Origin of the sequence: Campylobacter sp. MIT 97-5078, from assembly GCF_006864455.1 — a bacterium.
In the GTDB taxonomy this organism is placed as follows: domain Bacteria; phylum Campylobacterota; class Campylobacteria; order Campylobacterales; family Campylobacteraceae; genus Campylobacter_D.
The window spans coordinates 1-16,952 of sequence record NZ_QHLK01000020.1; the positions used below are offsets into that span (position 1 = coordinate 1).

General features: G+C 34.3%; 15 protein-coding genes. 8 read left to right on the forward strand and 7 right to left on the reverse strand.

Annotated elements, in window-relative coordinates; all coding sequences use genetic code 11:
• Positions 1-237: 237 nt before the first annotated feature.
• Positions 238-330, forward strand: coding sequence for a single-stranded DNA-binding protein (locus DMB91_RS09000; protein WP_143116896.1), 93 nt, complete (start codon positions 238-240; stop codon positions 328-330).
• 353 nt (positions 331-683) lie between these two features.
• Here DMB91_RS09000 and DMB91_RS08230 read toward each other — a convergent pair whose 3' ends face one another.
• Positions 684-1,877 carry an amidohydrolase family protein gene (locus DMB91_RS08230; protein WP_034903533.1) on the reverse strand — a complete coding sequence of 398 codons (1,194 nt, stop codon included), beginning with the start codon at positions 1,875-1,877 and terminating at the stop codon, positions 684-686.
• A 509-nt stretch (positions 1,878-2,386) separates the two neighbouring features.
• Positions 2,387-2,944 (reverse strand): class I SAM-dependent methyltransferase, encoded by a 558-nt coding sequence (locus DMB91_RS08235; protein WP_034903535.1) that lies wholly within the window; start codon positions 2,942-2,944, stop codon positions 2,387-2,389.
• 155 nt (positions 2,945-3,099) lie between these two features.
• On the opposite strand from DMB91_RS08235, the gene DMB91_RS08240 reads away from it, so the two are divergent.
• From DMB91_RS08240 to DMB91_RS08260, 5 genes are all read left to right on the forward strand, one after another.
• Entirely contained in the window at positions 3,100-4,524 is a 1,425-nt protein-coding gene (locus DMB91_RS08240; protein WP_034903538.1) for a hypothetical protein, read from the forward strand.
• 241 nt (positions 4,525-4,765) lie between these two features.
• Positions 4,766-6,016, forward strand: coding sequence for a phosphoribosylamine--glycine ligase (gene purD / locus DMB91_RS08245; protein WP_034903541.1), 1,251 nt, complete (start codon positions 4,766-4,768; stop codon positions 6,014-6,016).
• Positions 6,013-6,465 carry an RDD family protein gene (locus DMB91_RS08250; RefSeq protein WP_034903544.1) on the forward strand — a complete coding sequence of 151 codons (453 nt, stop codon included), beginning with the start codon at positions 6,013-6,015 and terminating at the stop codon, positions 6,463-6,465. The genes purD and DMB91_RS08250 overlap by 4 nt, the downstream gene beginning before the upstream one ends.
• Complete coding sequence (locus DMB91_RS08255; RefSeq protein ID WP_034903546.1) at positions 6,458-8,533, forward strand: LPS-assembly protein LptD; 2,076 nt, start codon at positions 6,458-6,460, stop codon at positions 8,531-8,533. Before DMB91_RS08250 ends, DMB91_RS08255 begins: the two co-directional genes overlap by 8 nt.
• Before the next feature lie 132 nt (positions 8,534-8,665).
• On the forward strand, positions 8,666-10,813 hold the full coding sequence (locus tag DMB91_RS08260; RefSeq protein WP_034903548.1) for a polyribonucleotide nucleotidyltransferase: 2,148 nt from the start codon (positions 8,666-8,668) through the stop codon (positions 10,811-10,813).
• On the opposite strand, the gene DMB91_RS08265 is transcribed toward DMB91_RS08260, so the two are convergent.
• Positions 10,810-11,997, reverse strand: coding sequence for an MFS transporter (locus DMB91_RS08265; RefSeq protein ID WP_034903551.1), 1,188 nt, complete (start codon positions 11,995-11,997; stop codon positions 10,810-10,812). The two genes, DMB91_RS08260 and DMB91_RS08265, sit on opposite strands and share 4 nt — an antisense overlap.
• A 53-nt stretch (positions 11,998-12,050) precedes the next feature.
• Between DMB91_RS08265 and DMB91_RS08270 the strand changes: the two genes are divergently transcribed.
• On the forward strand, positions 12,051-12,509 hold the full coding sequence (locus DMB91_RS08270) for a low molecular weight protein-tyrosine-phosphatase (RefSeq protein WP_034903554.1): 459 nt from the start codon (positions 12,051-12,053) through the stop codon (positions 12,507-12,509).
• Positions 12,510-12,561: 52 nt separating this feature from the next.
• Here DMB91_RS08270 and DMB91_RS08275 read toward each other — a convergent pair whose 3' ends face one another.
• From DMB91_RS08275 to DMB91_RS08290, 4 genes are all read right to left on the reverse strand, one after another.
• On the reverse strand, positions 12,562-13,443 hold the full coding sequence (locus DMB91_RS08275; RefSeq protein WP_034903557.1) for an NAD(P)H-dependent glycerol-3-phosphate dehydrogenase: 882 nt from the start codon (positions 13,441-13,443) through the stop codon (positions 12,562-12,564).
• Positions 13,444-14,862, reverse strand: coding sequence for an Asp-tRNA(Asn)/Glu-tRNA(Gln) amidotransferase subunit GatB (gene gatB / locus DMB91_RS08280; RefSeq protein ID WP_034903560.1), 1,419 nt, complete (start codon positions 14,860-14,862; stop codon positions 13,444-13,446).
• A gap of 385 nt (positions 14,863-15,247) precedes the next feature.
• Positions 15,248-15,442, reverse strand: coding sequence for a hypothetical protein (locus DMB91_RS08285; protein ID WP_034903563.1), 195 nt, complete (start codon positions 15,440-15,442; stop codon positions 15,248-15,250).
• Entirely contained in the window at positions 15,439-16,119 is a 681-nt protein-coding gene (locus tag DMB91_RS08290; RefSeq protein WP_034903566.1) for a F0F1 ATP synthase subunit A, read from the reverse strand. The genes DMB91_RS08285 and DMB91_RS08290 overlap by 4 nt, the downstream gene beginning before the upstream one ends.
• A 288-nt stretch (positions 16,120-16,407) precedes the next feature.
• Between DMB91_RS08290 and DMB91_RS08295 the strand changes: the two genes are divergently transcribed.
• A partial coding sequence (locus tag DMB91_RS08295; protein ID WP_143116897.1) for a major outer membrane protein occupies positions 16,408-16,952 on the forward strand: 545 nt, incomplete at its 3' end.

Below are 16,952 nucleotides of genomic sequence, written 5' to 3' on the forward strand. Positions count from 1 at the left end.
AATGAAATTATATACAAATAAGCTTAAAGTTTTATTAAATTGTTTGGGTTTGGGGAGGTTAATATTTTTAAATTTCAATAAAGTATGGCTTGTAAAGCAATGCAAACTTATGTCAAAAACATAAAATACACTCACACAAGGACTCAAAATGAAACATTAAAGAATAAATAAAGGACAGGTAGGCTTAGGTGCAAGAAATTGCTCATAAAACTTTAAACTCAATATAAGGAAAGAACAATGAACAAAGTTACACTTTTTGGAAGGCTAGGAAAAGATTTTGAATTACCAAATCTAGCCGTAAAGTCCCTAGCTTTAGCTATGGGGATATAAGGCTTTAAAAAATTTATTTTTATAAGGATAAACATTATCTGTCTTTAAAGCCGTTTTTGCTAAGGCTAAATGAGCTAAAAGTATAGAAGAATACGCTAAGATTTTTGAATTTTCATATTTTTCTTTAAAAAATAAAATCTTAAAATTATGTTATAGATGATAATATCTAATATCATAATTTTAATGAAAAATTATAAAAATAAAAGGATTAAAAGTAACTTAAACTTGAAAAGAAAAATTAATTTTATATAAATTTTCTTTTTTCATTTATACTTAAATTTATTTTGATTGATTTTTAATTTATATAGCAAATTTGCGTTTTGACACTTTTAGATTGCCCTTGCAAGCTACTCTTAATTGTCCGCCTTAAAAAGCACTTTACCTTTGATGATATGGGCTTTAAGCTCGCCAAATAGCTCATCATTTGCATACAAGCTTGTTTTTACAGGATAAAAACTCGTTTTTTCATTAAAAAGCACGAGATTAGCAAGCTTTCCAACAGCTATTTTACCGCTGTTTAAGCCTAAAAACTGGGCTTGATTAAAGCTTGTGTAATCACAAAGTTCTTCCCAGCTCATAAAGCTTTCTTTAACTAAAAAAGTATAACAAAGACTTATATATTCGCAGATTGAATGAATTCCAAAGGCAGCTTCATTAAAAGCTAAGTCTTTAAAAGTGATTGATTTTGCACTATGATCTGCACTTAAAAAGCTGATTTTACCAGCCTTTAAGGCTTGTTTTAAAGCGTAAGCATTTTCTTTGCTCCTTAAAGGTGGCATAAGTTTAGCAAAGCTGTTAAAACCCTTGCATGCTTCATCGCTTTTAAGTAGATGATGAATGCTAACTTGTGTTTTATCTTTTGCGTCTAATAAATGCAAAGATGAAGCAAGACTAAGCTTATCATACACCAGCTTAACGCCGTAAAATTCAGCAATTTGCTTCATTTTTGCTACTTCACTAAGCTCTCCTACTTCACTAATACCAACAAGTCCTAATTCAAAACTTGTAGAACTATCATTCATCACTCCATTATCATCAAAATGTGCTTCAAAACAAAAGCTAAAGATAGGAATTTTTTTCATTAAAGCATATTGCATACTCATTCTTAAAGAATTCGCATCAAGTGAGCTTTGAAGCTCTAAGGCCTTTGCTCCTTTATTAATCAGTGTAGCTAAGTTTTTAATCTTCTTTTCATCATCAAGCACACTTATGCTTGTAAGAATTTCGATATCATTGTGCTTTAAAGCTTGTAAAAACAAAGCAAAACTTTGAGCATCAAAGTTCATTTTATCGCGAAGCATAATGCATGATATGCCAGATTTTAAGCATTCGTGTTGCAAAAGCTCTAAATTTTCAAGACTAAAGGTATCATTTTTGAGATTGACATTAAGATCAATAAAAGAAGGAAGTAGGCTTAAATCATTTGCATAAAGCACTTCTTCATCATTTTTTGGGCTTAGATTCGGTGCGATTTGTGCGATTATTTCGCCCTCTATCCTCACATCAGCTTGCTCTTGTCCATAAATTTTAGCATTTTTAATCAACATGGCAGTCATTCCTTCGCAGTTTTGATTAAAAGATATTGTAACATAAGTGTGTATCAATTTGCATCATTATCTGCACTCGTTTTTAAGATATCTAAAATCAAGCTGATATTTCCGCTCACCACTCGCATAGAGTTTATATCATCATTAAGCCGTATTTTTTCATAATCTTTTACTTTATTTATGCAAATTACTCATTAAACCAAGATATTTGCAATTTAACACACACTTAACAGAATAATACCCGACAATCTCGCTTTTTTATTATTAAGAAGGTGTGATATTTGTAAAAACCCAATAAAATCTACCATTTTTCACTTGTTTTTCACAAAAGCAAAAAATTCCTTATCATAAGGTTGTGTCTTTAACTATAATTTCGTCCATTATAAAACCCTGCTGCTTTTAATGCTTCATAAATATTTTACAAAGCTAATGTATAGTATAAAAATATATAAAATTTATCTTTAAACACCTTAGTTTTAAAACTATTTTTCTTTAAGGTGTTGATTTAATCATTTTTTGCAATAATACACAAAAGCTGGAGGTATGTTTTGCCACACAATCTTAGAAATTTTTACTTCTTCAAACAAAGAAAAAAGTTGCTTTTTAAAACGCCTTGCTGAAAGAGTTGGGAGCACATACGCAAAGGTAGAAAAATGCCCTCCTTCACTCAAGCTTTCATAAAGCACATTTAAAAGTCTTTCTTGCTCTTTTGGCTTCAGCAAAGCCCAAGGAATACCTGAAACTATGGTATCAAGACTTTTTATTTTTCTTTTTTGCATAAATTCTTTTAAATGATATGCTGAATCCACTTCTATATCGAGATTTTCAAAGCATTTTTGAAGTTTTTGAGCCATTTTTTGATCGATTTCTATCGCAAAAAAATTCGCCTCGTTTTTTTTCTTTTTTAAAATCTGTTTGGTAAAAGCACCTGTTCCAGCACCTATTTCAACGATATTATTCGCCTCTTTAAGCCCTATGTTTTCAGTGATGATAAAGGCAAGCTTGCTTGAACTTGAACACAAAGCTCCAACTTGCTTAGGATGTCTAACATAACGATAAATAAACATTATCTACCTTTTTTAAGCTTAAAATCAAAATGCGTCGGCATTAATTATATATAAGAAAAGTGAATTAATGTGAAAATTTAATCTGCTTATTATAAAAAATTTGTTAATATATGCGGATTTTTTATTAGTAAAGACAAAAAGCTTTAAGGAAAAATATGCATGGGAAGATAATGGTATATATGGATTCTACTGGGCGTGGAACGGTAATGAATTTAGCTAAAGTTTTTTTTGATTTTAACAGACAAAATTGGCATGATAAAAAATCAATGCCAAGTGCTGGCGTTTTTGTTGAATTTAACGCCGATGGAAAAAGAATCACAAGCTTAAAACCTTCAAAATACCAAGAATTTAAAGAAGATAGTTTTATCACAGAGCAAGATTTTTGGCGAACTGATAGCGATGATGCACTTGAAGACATGCAAAATTCAAGACGCAGTGCTTATATTACACAGCTTTTTAGAACAACTGATTTTGATAGCATTGATCATATTCCTTTATCTATGACTATACCTCAAGCGATTCAAAAATACTTTGAAGGTGAAATTCTCTCTGTTGAAGCCTTAAAGGTAAATATGGAGAATAACGATAAAGAAGCCCCTTGCATACTTGATTTTTTCATCATCAAACGCTTTTTAAACAAGGCTTTTGATACACTCATTTTCATGGATAATTCTATCAATCAGACCCAATTTGCCACACTTAAAAGCATCACCATGCATCTTGAAAACTCATTTAATGATATGAGAGATAAACAAAAACTTCTTAATACAACGCGAATTTTTAATGAAATTTTTCTTTCGGTGCAGTGCCACTATCAAGCCTTAGTTGCCACTATAGACACAAGAAAAAACCGCCTCGCTTCAAACGAACACCAGCTTCGCACCGCACAAACTGAAATGCGTTTGCTCACTTCTAAACCAAAGCCCGATCCAGACAAGATCAAGATTAAGCAAGACAGAATGGACGAGCTGGTCAAAGAGATCACTTATTTTAAAGAAACTTTAACGCGTTTAGAAGCTTTAAGAAATGATTTTTATAAAAAAAATCTTAGTCTTTTTGAAAACGCCTTTAAACTTTCAAGAGAAAAGCTTTTTCAAAAAATCATCACAGGACTGAATCTGTGTGCAACTATCATGGATACTAAAATTTGGAGTGTTGCACTCAAATCTTCTGGAGTGAAAAACTCATATTTTTCAAGAAATAATACAGAACATTCTTTTTGCACTTTATCTTTTGCTGAACTTTATCTAAGCCGTCTTGATAAGGCTTCTTTAAATCCAAGTGATCAAAAGCTTTATGCGTATTTACAAAAGATCAACAAAGAACATGGTAAAAAATTTCTTGTTGTTACAAGCGATCTTGAACTCCTTACAAAGATCAAAATTCAAGTCTTCACGCTCAATCCTTACTTTATCGTCAAATATGCTCCAAAAAAGGTCAATTACCAATCTTTAATGCGTGATAACACCTTTGATATGGTGTATATCGATGAAAAAACAGCATGGGAAAATGCGGCTGATATTATCCTTGAAGGTAAGCATTTTGATAAATACGGCAAGACTAAATTTAAGCTTATTTAATCAAGCATAAAGAAAAATTTGTTATAATTTCTTAGCCTGGATGGCTCGTATTAATGTTAAAGAGGATCCAACACATTTTTTTTACTGCGATCGTGCGAATGCTCTGTGTTCTGTGACTTCGTTTGAGTGTCTTAAAAAACGCGAGAAGTTGCAGCCTTAAGTGTTTGCCTAGTGGTTTTCTTGACTTTTTGGGGTCAGATCTTAGCAAACGACCATTTGGGTTTTATTTGGAGCAATATTCATGAAAATTTTAATCTTAGGCAGTGGGGCTAGAGAATATTCTATCGCTTTAGCTTTAAAGCAAAGTCCAAAAAAAATCGAACTTTTTTTTGCACCCGGCAATGCAGCGATGCAAAAACTTGGCACAAACTTAAATTTAAAAGATGTAAGCGTCATCACAAACTATGCAAAGGCAAAGGAATTTGATCTGTGTATAGTCGGTGGTGAGAGTTTTTTAGCACAAGGCGTGGTTGATCTTTTTAGGCAAAACAATATCCCTATTTTTGGACCAACAAAAGCTGCGGCTATGCTTGAAATTTCAAAGTCTTTTATGAAAAGTTTTTTAAAAAAACATAAGATCAAAACGGCAAAATTTCTTAATACCAGTGATTTGCAAAAAGCAAAAGCTTTTATTAAAACGCTCACACCACCAATTGTCATCAAAGCTGATGGTTTATGTGCTGGAAAAGGCGTTATCATCGCTCAAAGTTATGAAGAAGCTTTTAAAGCAAGTGAAGATATGCTTAGTGGCAAAAGTTTTGGTGATGCAGGCAAACTCATCGTTATCGAAGAGTTTTTAGATGGCTTTGAGTTAAGCGTATTTGCGGTGTGCGATGGCACGGATTTTGTGCTTTTGCCAGTTGCTCAAGATCACAAAAAACTTAAAGATAATGATCAAGGACCAAACACAGGAGGTATGGGAGCTTACGCACCAAGCACCTTGGCTGATGAAAATCTCTTAAGACGTATTCAAAGAGATATCATCATACCAACACTAAATGGTATGAAAGCTGATGGCAATGAATTTAACGGCGTGCTTTTTACTGGCATTATGGTTGTAAATAACAAACCTTTTGTTTTAGAATACAATGTGCGTTTTGGTGATCCAGAATGCGAAGTGCTCATGCCTTTGCTTGATGATCCTTTAGAACTTATCTTAGCGTGCGTTGAAAAAAGGCTTAAACACACACAGATTAAGATTAAAGATGAATTTGCTGTAGGCGTAGTATGTGCGAGCAAAAACTATCCTTATTCAAGCTCTGAAAAAACGCCTATTCATATCAAAGAAATTCCAGAAAATACCCATATTTCTTATGCTGGAGTGAGTTTAGAAGATGGACAACTTTTTGCTGATGGAGGCAGAGTGCTTGTGTGTGTTGGGCTTGGTAAAAGCATACAAGAAGCTCAAAACAAGGCTTATGAACTTTGCAAAAATGTGGAATTTGAAGGAAAACAATACAGAAAAGACATAGCTTTTCAGGTTTTAAAATGAATAACGATATACTTGACAAGCTTGATAGGGAAGGCTTAAAAATAGCAGGTATTGGCAAAAGGGTGCTTGCCTTTTTAGTTGATGATTTTATTTTAAGTTTAATCGTTTTCTTTGTCTTTTATGAGCAAATTAGCAATGCTAAAGATAGTCTTGAGATGATAAATATGCTTGCAAATTATAGCTTTGCACTTGTATTTTTACAATTTTGTTACCACACTCTTTTCATCTCTTTTTATGGTGCTACGCTTGGAAAAATGCTGTGTAAAATCGCTGTGGTTGATCAAGCTTTATTTGATAAGCCAAATTTAGCCCAAAGTGCTTTAAGGGCGGTAGTTAGGCAAATCAGTAGTTCAGCTTTTTTTCTTGGCTTTGCATGGGCTTTGGGAAATGATCTAAAAAAAACATGGCAAGATTATGTTGCTAAAACTTTGGTGATCGAGCTTGCGTAAAATTAGCTTTGTGCTTTTGTCTTTATGCTTTTTTTTAGAAGCAGCACAAGTTGATTTTTATGCTAAATCCGTGCAAAAAGAAGGCGAGCTTATCAAAGCTAACGATCAAGTTTTAATCTTTTCTGATTTGTATTTTATCAAGGCTGATAAAGCTATATACAATGAGACAAGCAAAGAGGTCGAGCTTTTTGGTGATATTAGCGTTTTAAGAGGCAAAGAAGAACGATCCACAGCGTGTTATGCAAAACTTAATCTTAAAAATAACGAAGCTAATTTCGAAAACTTTTTTTTTGCAAATAACGATCTTGAAGTATGGTTTCAAAGCCAAAAAAGTGAACTTAATGATAAAAATTTCATAGGGCAAAACTCTGTCGTATCAAGCTGCAATGTTGAAAATCCAGATTGGCAACTTAAATTTAGTGAAGGCGAACTCAACAGAGAAAATAACTTTTTGCATATTTATAATGCTAAGCTCTATGTGAAAAATGTGCCGATTTTTTATCTGCCTTATTTTGGTTTTAGTGTTGATACCTCAAGAAAAAGCGGACTTTTAATCCCAAAGATAGAATTTAACAGAAATGATGGCTTATTTTATGAACAGCCCATTTATCTTGTTTTTGATGAGCATTATGATATAGAATTTGATCCACAAATTAGAGCCCAAAGAGGGATTGGGGTGTATTCTACCTTGCGTTTTATGGACTCAGCTTATTCAAGTGGTGAGCTTAATGCTGGATATTTTAGAGAAAGAAAAGATTATTTTCAAAAAGAACGCTTAAAAAATCAAAGCCATGATGGTGTGGAGCTTAAATACCTCAGGCAAGATTTTTTAAAAAATTACTTTGCTCTTGGAGACAATTTTCAAGAAGGTTTATGGCTTGATGCGATTTATCTTAATGATGTGGATTACTTGAATTTGGGGCGTAGAGATTATAGAGACTTAACCTCGCTTGCAACTTCAAAAATGAATTATTTTTTAGCTGATGAAAATAATTATTATGCTGCTTATGCAAGATATTATATCGACACTTCAGCCGTTAGTAATGCTGCAACCTTACAAGAATATCCTTCTTTTCAATACCACCGCTTTTTAAATGGAATTTTTGATAATATATTTCAGTATTCTTATGATGGCACTTTTAAGCGCTATTACAGAAGCGAGGGCGTGTATGCAAATTTTATGAATGCAAATTTGCCACTGACTTACCACCAAGCACTTTTTGATGATTTTTTGCAGTTTAACTTTACTGAAACTTTTATCGCTTCTTTTGCAGACTATACAAGAAGAGCAAGGGGCAAGGATAAAGAATACTTAATTCAAAATTATCACAACCTCGCTTTATATACTGATCTTGCAAAAGCATACAACAACTTTTACCATACTTTAAATTTAGAGCTTGATTATGTTTTAAGAGGAGCAAGCACAGGAGCGATCACTCAAGACTTTTTGCGTCCCACAGACTTTGATGATGGCTTAAATCTTAAGATTAATCAATATTTTTACAACAATGAAGCCGAAAAAAAGCTCAAACATCGCTTAAATTTCAACTATGATACCAAAACTCAAAAATTTACAGATTTTCAAAATTTGATGCAGTATTTTTTTGCTGAAAATTTTTCTGTGAGTAATGAAGCTGAATATTCTTACCCGCAAACTCGTTTTACGAAAGTTATTAGCCAGATTGATTTGAATTTGCAAAAATTTAATTTTAATTTTACCCATGCTTACAAAAATGATACGAGTGAAAACTTAACCAACACAAAACACAGCTTCATAGGAGCAAGGGTGGATTATTCTCCAAATATCAATTACAAGCTTTTTTCAGGAGCGTGGTTTGATACGCAAAGAGCTCATTTAAATGCTTGGGAAGTGGGTTATACTTTTCAGCGAAAATGTTGGAATTATTCTATAGTATATAAAGAAAGAATTGATCCGCAGCTTACAAGTGCCGGTATTAATGCAAAGTCTAAAAATGGTGTGTATTTTGTATTTAATTTCTATCCAATAGGTGGCGTGCAGTATGACTTTTCTTTACAAGAAAATGAAAATCAAGTCGGTAGTTTATAGTAAATATTTAGATAAAGTTAGCTTTTTTTGGGTATAAATTATACGAGCGATGAAAGAAAAGCTTGTTAAGTTTTTAATGAAAAATTTAACAAGCTTTGTTCTCATTCATCGTTAAAACATAAAGGAGAAACGATGACATATAGCATAGAGCTGAATAATCATCTTGAAATTTTTGATATTGACAAAGTAGCAAAACAAGCTAGTGGAGCTGTTTTGATGCGTCAAGGTAAAAGTGTGGTTTTAGCCACAATTGCAAGGGAAAATACGCCAGTTGAGGAAGATTTTTTGCCCTTAACTGTACAGTATATTGAAAAAGCATATGCGGCTGGAAAAATTCCGGGCGGATATATCAAGCGAGAAACCAAGCCAAGCGATACTGAAACACTTACAGCACGGCTTATCGACAGAAGCTTAAGACCACTTTTTCCAAAAGGCTATGCCTATCCCACACAAATCGTTGTTATGGTGCTTTCAGCTGATAGCGAAGTTGATCTTCAAGTGATGAGCTTAAATGCAGCAAGCGTAGCTTTATATTTAAGTGATATAGAGATAAAAGCTCCTGTTTGCGGAGTAAGAATAGCTCGAATCAAAAGCGAGTTTATCTTAAATCCAACTTGTTCTGAACTTAAAAAAAGCAATCTGGATTTATATCTAGCTGGGGTTAAAGATGAACTTTTAATGATAGAAATGAGAACTTTACCAAGTTATGATACTGAAAATTTAACTCTTGAAAACAATTTTGCTGAAAATTTAGCAAGTGTTACGCAAAGTATGAATGAATTGAGCGAAGATGAAATGATTCAAGCTTTGGAATTTGGTATGAGAGCTATAGAAAACGGCTCAAACGCTTATGAAGAAGCCTTCAACAAACATAAAAAATCAAGCGAGCTTGAACTTAAGATCATAGAAGAGCACAGTGAGCTTGCTGAGTATATCGAAAAAAATTATTCTGACGAAATCAAAGCTGCTCTTTATCAAATGGCAAAAAGCGAAAGAGCTGTCGAGCTTGAAAAAATCGCCCAAATCATACTTGAAAGCAAAGTAAGCGAAGATAAAGAAGCGATAATGAGTGCTTTAAATAAAGTTAAAAGAAAATTTGTGAGATCAAGTATCGTCAATGAAGGCAAAAGGGCTGATGGCAGAAGCTTAAATGAAGTGCGACCTATCAGCATAGAAACAAATTTATTGCCTAATGCACATGGCTCTTGTCTTTTTACAAGAGGACAAACTCAAGCCCTTGTGGTAGCGACTTTAGGCACAGATGCGGACGCTCAAATGATTGATTTACTTACCGAAAAAACAAGTATAAGCGAAAGATTTATGGTAAATTACAATTTTCCGGGCTTTTCAGTAGGTGAAGCAAGTCCTATGAAAGCACCAGGCAGAAGAGAGCTAGGGCATGGAAATTTGGCAAAAAGGGCTTTATATCCTAGCGTCGATGAAACTTATCCTTATGTGATCCGCCTTGTATCTGAAATTTTAGAAAGTAATGGCTCAAGTTCTATGGCAAGCGTGTGTGGTGGGGCTTTAGCATTAAGAGCAGCTGGGGTAAAAACAACTAAGCTTGTAGCTGGAGTAGCGATGGGACTTGTTTTTGAAGAAGGAAAAACAGCTGTTTTAACCGATATTATGGGCTTAGAAGATCATGATGGGGATATGGACTTTAAAGTCGCTGGAAGCAAAGACGGCATTACAGCTTTACAAATGGATATCAAGCTTGGTGGCATCGATAAAAACACACTACAAAGAGCTTTATTGCAGGCTAAAGATGCAAGATTACATATACTCAACATTATGGAAGAAGCTGAAAAAGAAATCATCATCAATGAAGAAATTCTACCAAAACTTGAACTTTTCAACGTTGATCCTTCAAAAATCGTTGAGATTATCGGACAAGCAGGTAAAACTATCAAAGAAATCATCGAAAAATTCGAAGTAGCAATCGATCTTGACAGAGATAAAGGTGAGGTAAAAATCGCTGGTTCTAAAAGCGAACAAGTCAAAGCTGCAAAAGATTATATCATCAATATCGTTTCAAAAGAAAGCAAATTTGATAAAAAGCGAGGCTTTAAAAAAGATCATTTGCCTTTTGAAATAGGTGAAGTTTTTGAAGGTAAGGTTAAAAATATCACTCCTTTTGGAGCTTTTATCGAGCTTAGAGACGGTATAGATGGACTTTTGCATAGCTCTAAAATCAAGGGCGATTTAAGAGAAAATGATCTTGTTCGCGTCAGGGTAAATGAACTCAAAAATGGTAAAGTATCTCTTGAGCTTGACTAAGCAAAAATGCTCTTTCTTTGCAAGATAGCAAAGTAAAGAGCAAAGCTTAAAAACACTACGCTAATGATCTTAAAAACAAACTCTATATTATAAAGCCCAGCCAAAAAGCCTCCACTTACAGAACCGATGAAATTTCCAAGTGCAAAAGCACTTTGATTAAAACCAAAAACCAAGCCGAGTTTTTTTTGAGGCACGATCTTTTTAAACAAAGCATTCACACAAGGCACAAGCCCGCCAAGCCCCACACCTAAAAGCAAACGCAAGAAAATTAAAGTGATGATGTTTTCTACCAAAGAATGCAAATAAAAAATCACTGCACAAAAAGCCAGTGCCATAAGTAAAACCTTTCCAGCTCCTATTTTATCGGCTATTTTACCAAGCTTTGGAGCAAAGATAATATTGCTTACCCCGCTTGCAGCTACAACAAGCCCAGCCCAAAGAGCGATAAAGCGAGCTGAATGATGAATTTGCTCAACAAACAAAGACATGATAGGCATAACTGCATTAAAGCCCACTTGTATGATGAAAGTAAGAGCAAAAAGTGTGAGCAAAAGGCTTAAATTCTGCCTCAAGCCCCCTGTTTGAGCAAATTCTAAATCCACACTATCATTTGCCCTGCCCTTATCTTTGATGAAAAAATAAGTCGTTAAAAAAGAACAAAATAAAAGTGTAGCGATCACAACAAACAAAGCTCGAATACCTACAAGTTCAGCAAATAAACCCCCAAACAAAGGACCTATCAAATTTCCACTCACTGAAGCTGTAGAAAGCGTGGCTAAGGCATAGGTTGCTTTTTCTTTTGGTGAGATTAAAGCAATATAAACAATAGCTGCTGAAGTAAAACCTGAAACTAAACCTGTTAAAGCCCTTATGATGATGATTTGCTCCACATTTTGCACAAAAGCAAGAAAAAGGGTTAAAAAAGCCATACCAAAACTTGCCCTTAAAAGCATCAATCTTGAGCCAAAGCGGTTGGTTAAATGTCCCCAAAACGGCGAGCAAAAAGTCATCATCAAAGCCGTTATACCAAAGCAAAGTCCAGAATAAAAAGTGATTTGCCCATACTCACTTACTCCCAAAGAGCGTATATAAAAGGGTAAAATAGGAGCAAGTTGCGATAAACCCATACTTGTAGTAAAGACGCCAAACCAGCAAATAAGAAGATTTTTCTTGAAATTTCCCATAAAAATATTGTATTATATGAATTTTAAATTTTTACTGAATTAAGGATAAGGCTTTGAATAAAATTTGTTTTGTTTGTCTTGGAAATATCTGCAGATCGCCTATGGCTGAATTTGTGATGAAAAACTTAGCACAAAAATACGGCTTAAATGATAAACTAAATATCACAAGTGCAGGCACAGCAGGCTATCATGATGGAGAAGATATGGATAAAAGGACAAAGAAAAAGCTCAGTGAAAAAGGCATAAATGCAACACATTTTATCAGCAAAAAACTCACCCAAAAGCTTTGCGATGAAAGCAAGCTTTTACTTGTTATGGATAAGATGAATTATAAAGCCGTGCAAAGCAACTTTAAAGGGCTTGAAAACAAGCTTTTTTATCTTTTAGACTTTTGTGAAAATACCGAAAAAGAAATACCTGATCCTTATTATACAAATACTTTTGAAGAATGCCACGAACTTATCCTCAAGGCTTGCGAAGGACTTTGTAAATACTTAAAGCAAAAACTTTAATACCAGCCATTTTAAAACCTTACAATGACAACATTTTTAAAAGCAAAGTTTTTTATCTTAACAAATCTTTCAAACTTTGCGTAACGCTTTTTCCCCTTAAAATTTGAGCCACCTCGCTGACTATTGGGGCGTAAATTTCATATTTATTTGCCATTTGTTCTATAGCAAAGGCTGTTGGTATGCCTTCTACTACTTCTTTAAGCTCATTTAAAATTTCCTCTTTACTTTTACCCCCAGCAAGCAAAAGTCCAGCTCTATAATTTCTTGAAAGCACGCTAGAAGCGGTTAAAAATAAATCTCCGGCTCCAGATAAACCCAAAAAGGTTCGCTTGCTTGCCCCAAAAAAGCTACCAAATCTTTGCATTTCAACAAGCCCTCTTGCGATCAAACTTGCCCTTGCGTTATTGCCAAGTTTTAAGCCATCGCTTATCCCACTAGCTATAGCTAAAACATTTTTATATGCTCCACAAATTTCAGCCCCACGCACATCATCATCAACATAGGTTTTGATATAAGAGGGAAAAAAACTTGCAAATTCTTTGCAAAGTGCTTGATTTTCCCCACTTACCACCAAAGCACAAGGTAGTTTTTGCATAATCTCACTTGCAAAGCTTGGACCGCTTAAAACACAAATTCTATCCTTTGAAATATATTCAGCCATAAGCTCATCTAAAAATTTGCAAGACTTTGTATCTATGCCTTTTGAAGCAAGGAGAATTTTTTGTCCCTTGTCTTTGAAATTCTCTTTAAGCCAAGTAACAAGTCCTTGAGCCCATAAAGCAAGCACAAGGTATTCACATTTTAAAGCCTCATCTACACTTACAAAATGAGGTAAATTCTTTGTGTGAGGCGAAGTAATGAGACAAAGCTGATTTTGCAAAAAGGCATCTTGTAAGGCACTCCCCCACTTGCCAGCTCCTATAATAGCAATCATTTAGCCAAGCTTTGCTTTAAGGAGTTCATTAACTTTGGCAGGATTAAACGCACCCTTGCCCTCTTTCATCACTTGCCCTACAAAAAAGCCAAAGAGCTTATCCTTGCCATTTTTATATTCAGCGACTTTATCAGCATTTTTTTCTAAAACCTCAACGATGATTTTTTCAATAGCCAAATCATCACTCACTTGTTTTAAACCAAGTTTGTCTATAGCCTCATCTATACTGAAATTTACATTTTCAAACACAAAGGCAAGCACTTCTTTTGCAGCTTTTGCTGAAATAGTGCCATCTTCTATGCGAGCTATTAAATCCCCAAGCTTATTTGCATTAATAGGCGAATTTTCTATGGTAAGCTCGCCCTTTAAAAGCCCCATGAGTTCAGTTGTAAGCCAAGTTACACAAAGTTTTGGGCTTAATTTTCTAGCGATTAAACTTTCAAAAAAACGGCTTAATTCAAGACTTGTTATAAGCACTTCAGCATCGCTTTCTTTTATACCAAGCTCACTCATATAACGAGCCTTTTTCTCATCTGGAAGTTCAGGCAAGCTAGCTTCAAGCATAGAAGGTTTTAAAACCACAGGCAACAAATCAGGATCAGGAAAATACCTATACTCAGCACTATCTTCCTTACCACGCATAGAACGAGTGGTTAAATTTGTGGTATTAAAAAGCCTTGTTTCTTGCACCACAACTTGTGCGTAAGTACCATCTTCCCAAGCCGCACTTTGCCTTGCTAACTCATACTCGATAGCCTTTTGCACAAAACGAAATGAATTTAAGTTTTTAATCTCAACTCGTGTATAAAACTTCTCATCGCCTTTTGGACGAATGCTTACATTTACATCGCACCTAAAACTGCCTTCTTGCATATTTGCATCTGAAATATCCAAAAAACGTATAATAGAATGCAGTTTCTTAAGATACGCCACCGCTTCATCAGCACTTCTTAAATCCGGCTCACTGACTATCTCAAGCAAAGGTGTTCCAGATCGGTTAAGATCAACCTTAGAAAAGCTTGCTTCGTGGATATTTTTACCCGCATCTTCTTCAAGATGAGCTCTTGTAATGCCTATGCGTTTATTCTCCTCACCAAGCTTGATAAAAAGCTCGCCATTTTCAACTATAGGAATGTCAAATTGTGAAATTTGATACGCTTTTGGTAAGTCTGGATAAAAATAATTTTTTCTATTAAATACGCTTGTTTGATTGATCTTTGCATTTACAGCTCTGCCAAAAGACACAGCTTTTTTTACAGCTTCTTCGTTTAAAACAGGTAAGGCTCCGGGTAAAGCTAGGCAGGTAGGGCAGACGTTGGTATTTGGCTCTTCTCCAAAAGAAGTCGCACAAGAGCAAAAAATTTTAGTTTTGGTATTTAGCTGGGTATGAACCTCAAGTCCTATGACAAGCTCAAACATTCGTATTTCCTTTATTTTTAAAAATTTTTGCTTTATTATATCTTTATTTGTGTTTAAAAGAGTTTAAAAGTATTTTAAAAAGCTTGATTTTATCATCTTAATACGCATTGAAGCGCAAATTTCTCTCGCTTAAGAAATAGGCGAAAATCAAGGCTATCAAAACTATCTCATCTCAATTTGTCAAATTAAAGCTTCCTAAGTCATAGGGATTGAAAATAATTTAAATTCACAAAAAGAACAATTTTTCACCACTACTCAAAAAATACACAAAAACAGCTAACAAAACCAAACACTACGCACACACTTAATGCGTATTTTGGAGATAGTAGTGAGTTTGATGAGCTTGTTTGCAAATATGCTTGTTATAATTTATATTTTAAATAAATTAGTCTTTTCCTAGCTTGTTTCTTAAATTTAAATTTTCTATACATAAACATACAAGCACAAATAAAACAAAGCCCGGAAGAGCACCTAAAACAAGATGGATGAAAGAATGGTGAAAAAGCATAAAAAGATAAAAGGCACCAAAGAGCATTAAAGCTACGCTAGCACCTTTTAAAAACTCGTAAATATAAATCAATGACCTTCCTCAACCACCGTTGCACCAGCTAGATATACATAAGTTAAGATCATAAAAATAAAGGCTTGCAAAAACGCCATAAAAGTAAGCAAAACATAAGCTGGAAGTGGTGCAATATAGGGCACAAGAGCAAGTATAACCATCAAAAACAAATCATCGCCTTTGATATTGCCAAAAAGACGAAAAGATAACGAAATGATACGAGAAAAATGCGATACTATCTCTATAGGAAACATTAAAGGAGCGATCGCTGGCACAGGACCCATAAAGTGTGCAAAATATTTCAAAAAGCCTTGAGTGCGAATACCTTCAAAATGATAATACACAAAAACAACTATAGCCAAAGTCGCCGTAAGGTTAAGGCTGGCTGATGGTGCGTGAAAGCCCGGTATTATGCCGATGATATTACTAAAAAATACGATAAAACCAATAGTAGCTACAAGTGGGAGATATTTGCGGGCTGCCTTTTCGCTTCCCATAGTATCACGTCCCATACTTAAAATACCTTCTAGATATGCTTCAGCTATGTTTTGCGTTCCATGAGGCACAAGTTGCATAGAACGAGTTGCAAATCTTGCCAAAAGCACTGAAATCACGGCTACTAAGGCAAGGTGAAAGAAATACGAAAAGGTATGACTTGAATCAAACAAAGCACTAAACAAAAACAAATCTTTCATTTGATTTTCCTTGATGAAATTTAAACTTCATTATAACATATTTTTCTTAAATTTGTGCGTGCAAAAAGTCATTTTTGTTAATAACAATGTTAAGTCTTTGCTTTCAATTCAAAAAAAATCAAAAAAAATTGCAACAACAAGACTTTTATTTTCATTGCATAGCAAACTCAATTTATCAAAAATTTACATTTTGTAACCAGAATGTAAATTTTGCACCATTTTTGATATTAAACCTATGATTGCATGTTAAAATGCCTATAATTTCACTTTAATTGAAAGGGAGGAAATATGAGTAAAAAAATTATGTTAAGCCTTGTAGGCTGTATAGCGTTAAGTTCCTTTACGAGCTTGGGTGCGATCTCTTTAGAAGACGCGATTAAGAATGTGAATTTTACAGGAAATTTAAGATACCGCTATAATACAGGTATTTGGGATACTTGGGATGGAGTTGATAAAGGTGCTCAAAGTTCTATACAAGGTCAAAATGCAAGACAAACCCATAGATTCCGCGTGCAATTAGCTACAAAAGCTGATATAGGCGATGGCTTTAAGGTGTTTGGGCAAGTTCAATACAATCAAGATGCAAATGGTGGCCATGGAGTGGGTAACACAACTGCAACTGATAGAACTTTCTATCTTCGTCAGGCATATTTACAATATGACTTAGCTGATTATGGCACTAGCTTCATCTGGGGTAAGCAAGAACTTGGTACCATTTGGACTGATAATATGGCAGGAATGGCTGCTAAAGCTCTTTATACTGGTATAGATGGCTTAACTTTGGCTGCTTTTGCTGTAGATAGTTTTGAAAGAGATGGTGATAGAGCGTTTAT

Bases quoted from the DNA above. Each gene is read 5' to 3' on its own strand.
- DMB91_RS08265 (WP_034903551.1), bottom strand. From the start codon at position 11,997: ATGGGAAATTTCAAGAAAAATCTTCTTATTTGCTGGTTTGGCGTCTTT.
- DMB91_RS08290 (WP_034903566.1), bottom strand. From the start codon at position 16,119: ATGAAAGATTTGTTTTTGTTTAGTGCTTTGTTTGATTCAAGTCATACC.
- gatB (WP_034903560.1), bottom strand. From the start codon at position 14,862: ATGTTTGAGCTTGTCATAGGACTTGAGGTTCATACCCAGCTAAATACC.
- purD (WP_034903541.1), top strand. From the start codon at position 4,766: ATGAAAATTTTAATCTTAGGCAGTGGGGCTAGAGAATATTCTATCGCT.
- DMB91_RS08230 (WP_034903533.1), bottom strand. From the start codon at position 1,877: ATGTTGATTAAAAATGCTAAAATTTATGGACAAGAGCAAGCTGATGTG.
- DMB91_RS08260 (WP_034903548.1), top strand. From the start codon at position 8,666: ATGACATATAGCATAGAGCTGAATAATCATCTTGAAATTTTTGATATT.
- DMB91_RS09000 (WP_143116896.1), top strand. From the start codon at position 238: ATGAACAAAGTTACACTTTTTGGAAGGCTAGGAAAAGATTTTGAATTA.
- DMB91_RS08250 (WP_034903544.1), top strand. From the start codon at position 6,013: ATGAATAACGATATACTTGACAAGCTTGATAGGGAAGGCTTAAAAATA.
- DMB91_RS08275 (WP_034903557.1), bottom strand. From the start codon at position 13,443: ATGATTGCTATTATAGGAGCTGGCAAGTGGGGGAGTGCCTTACAAGAT.
- DMB91_RS08235 (WP_034903535.1), bottom strand. From the start codon at position 2,944: ATGTTTATTTATCGTTATGTTAGACATCCTAAGCAAGTTGGAGCTTTG.
- DMB91_RS08240 (WP_034903538.1), top strand. From the start codon at position 3,100: ATGCATGGGAAGATAATGGTATATATGGATTCTACTGGGCGTGGAACG.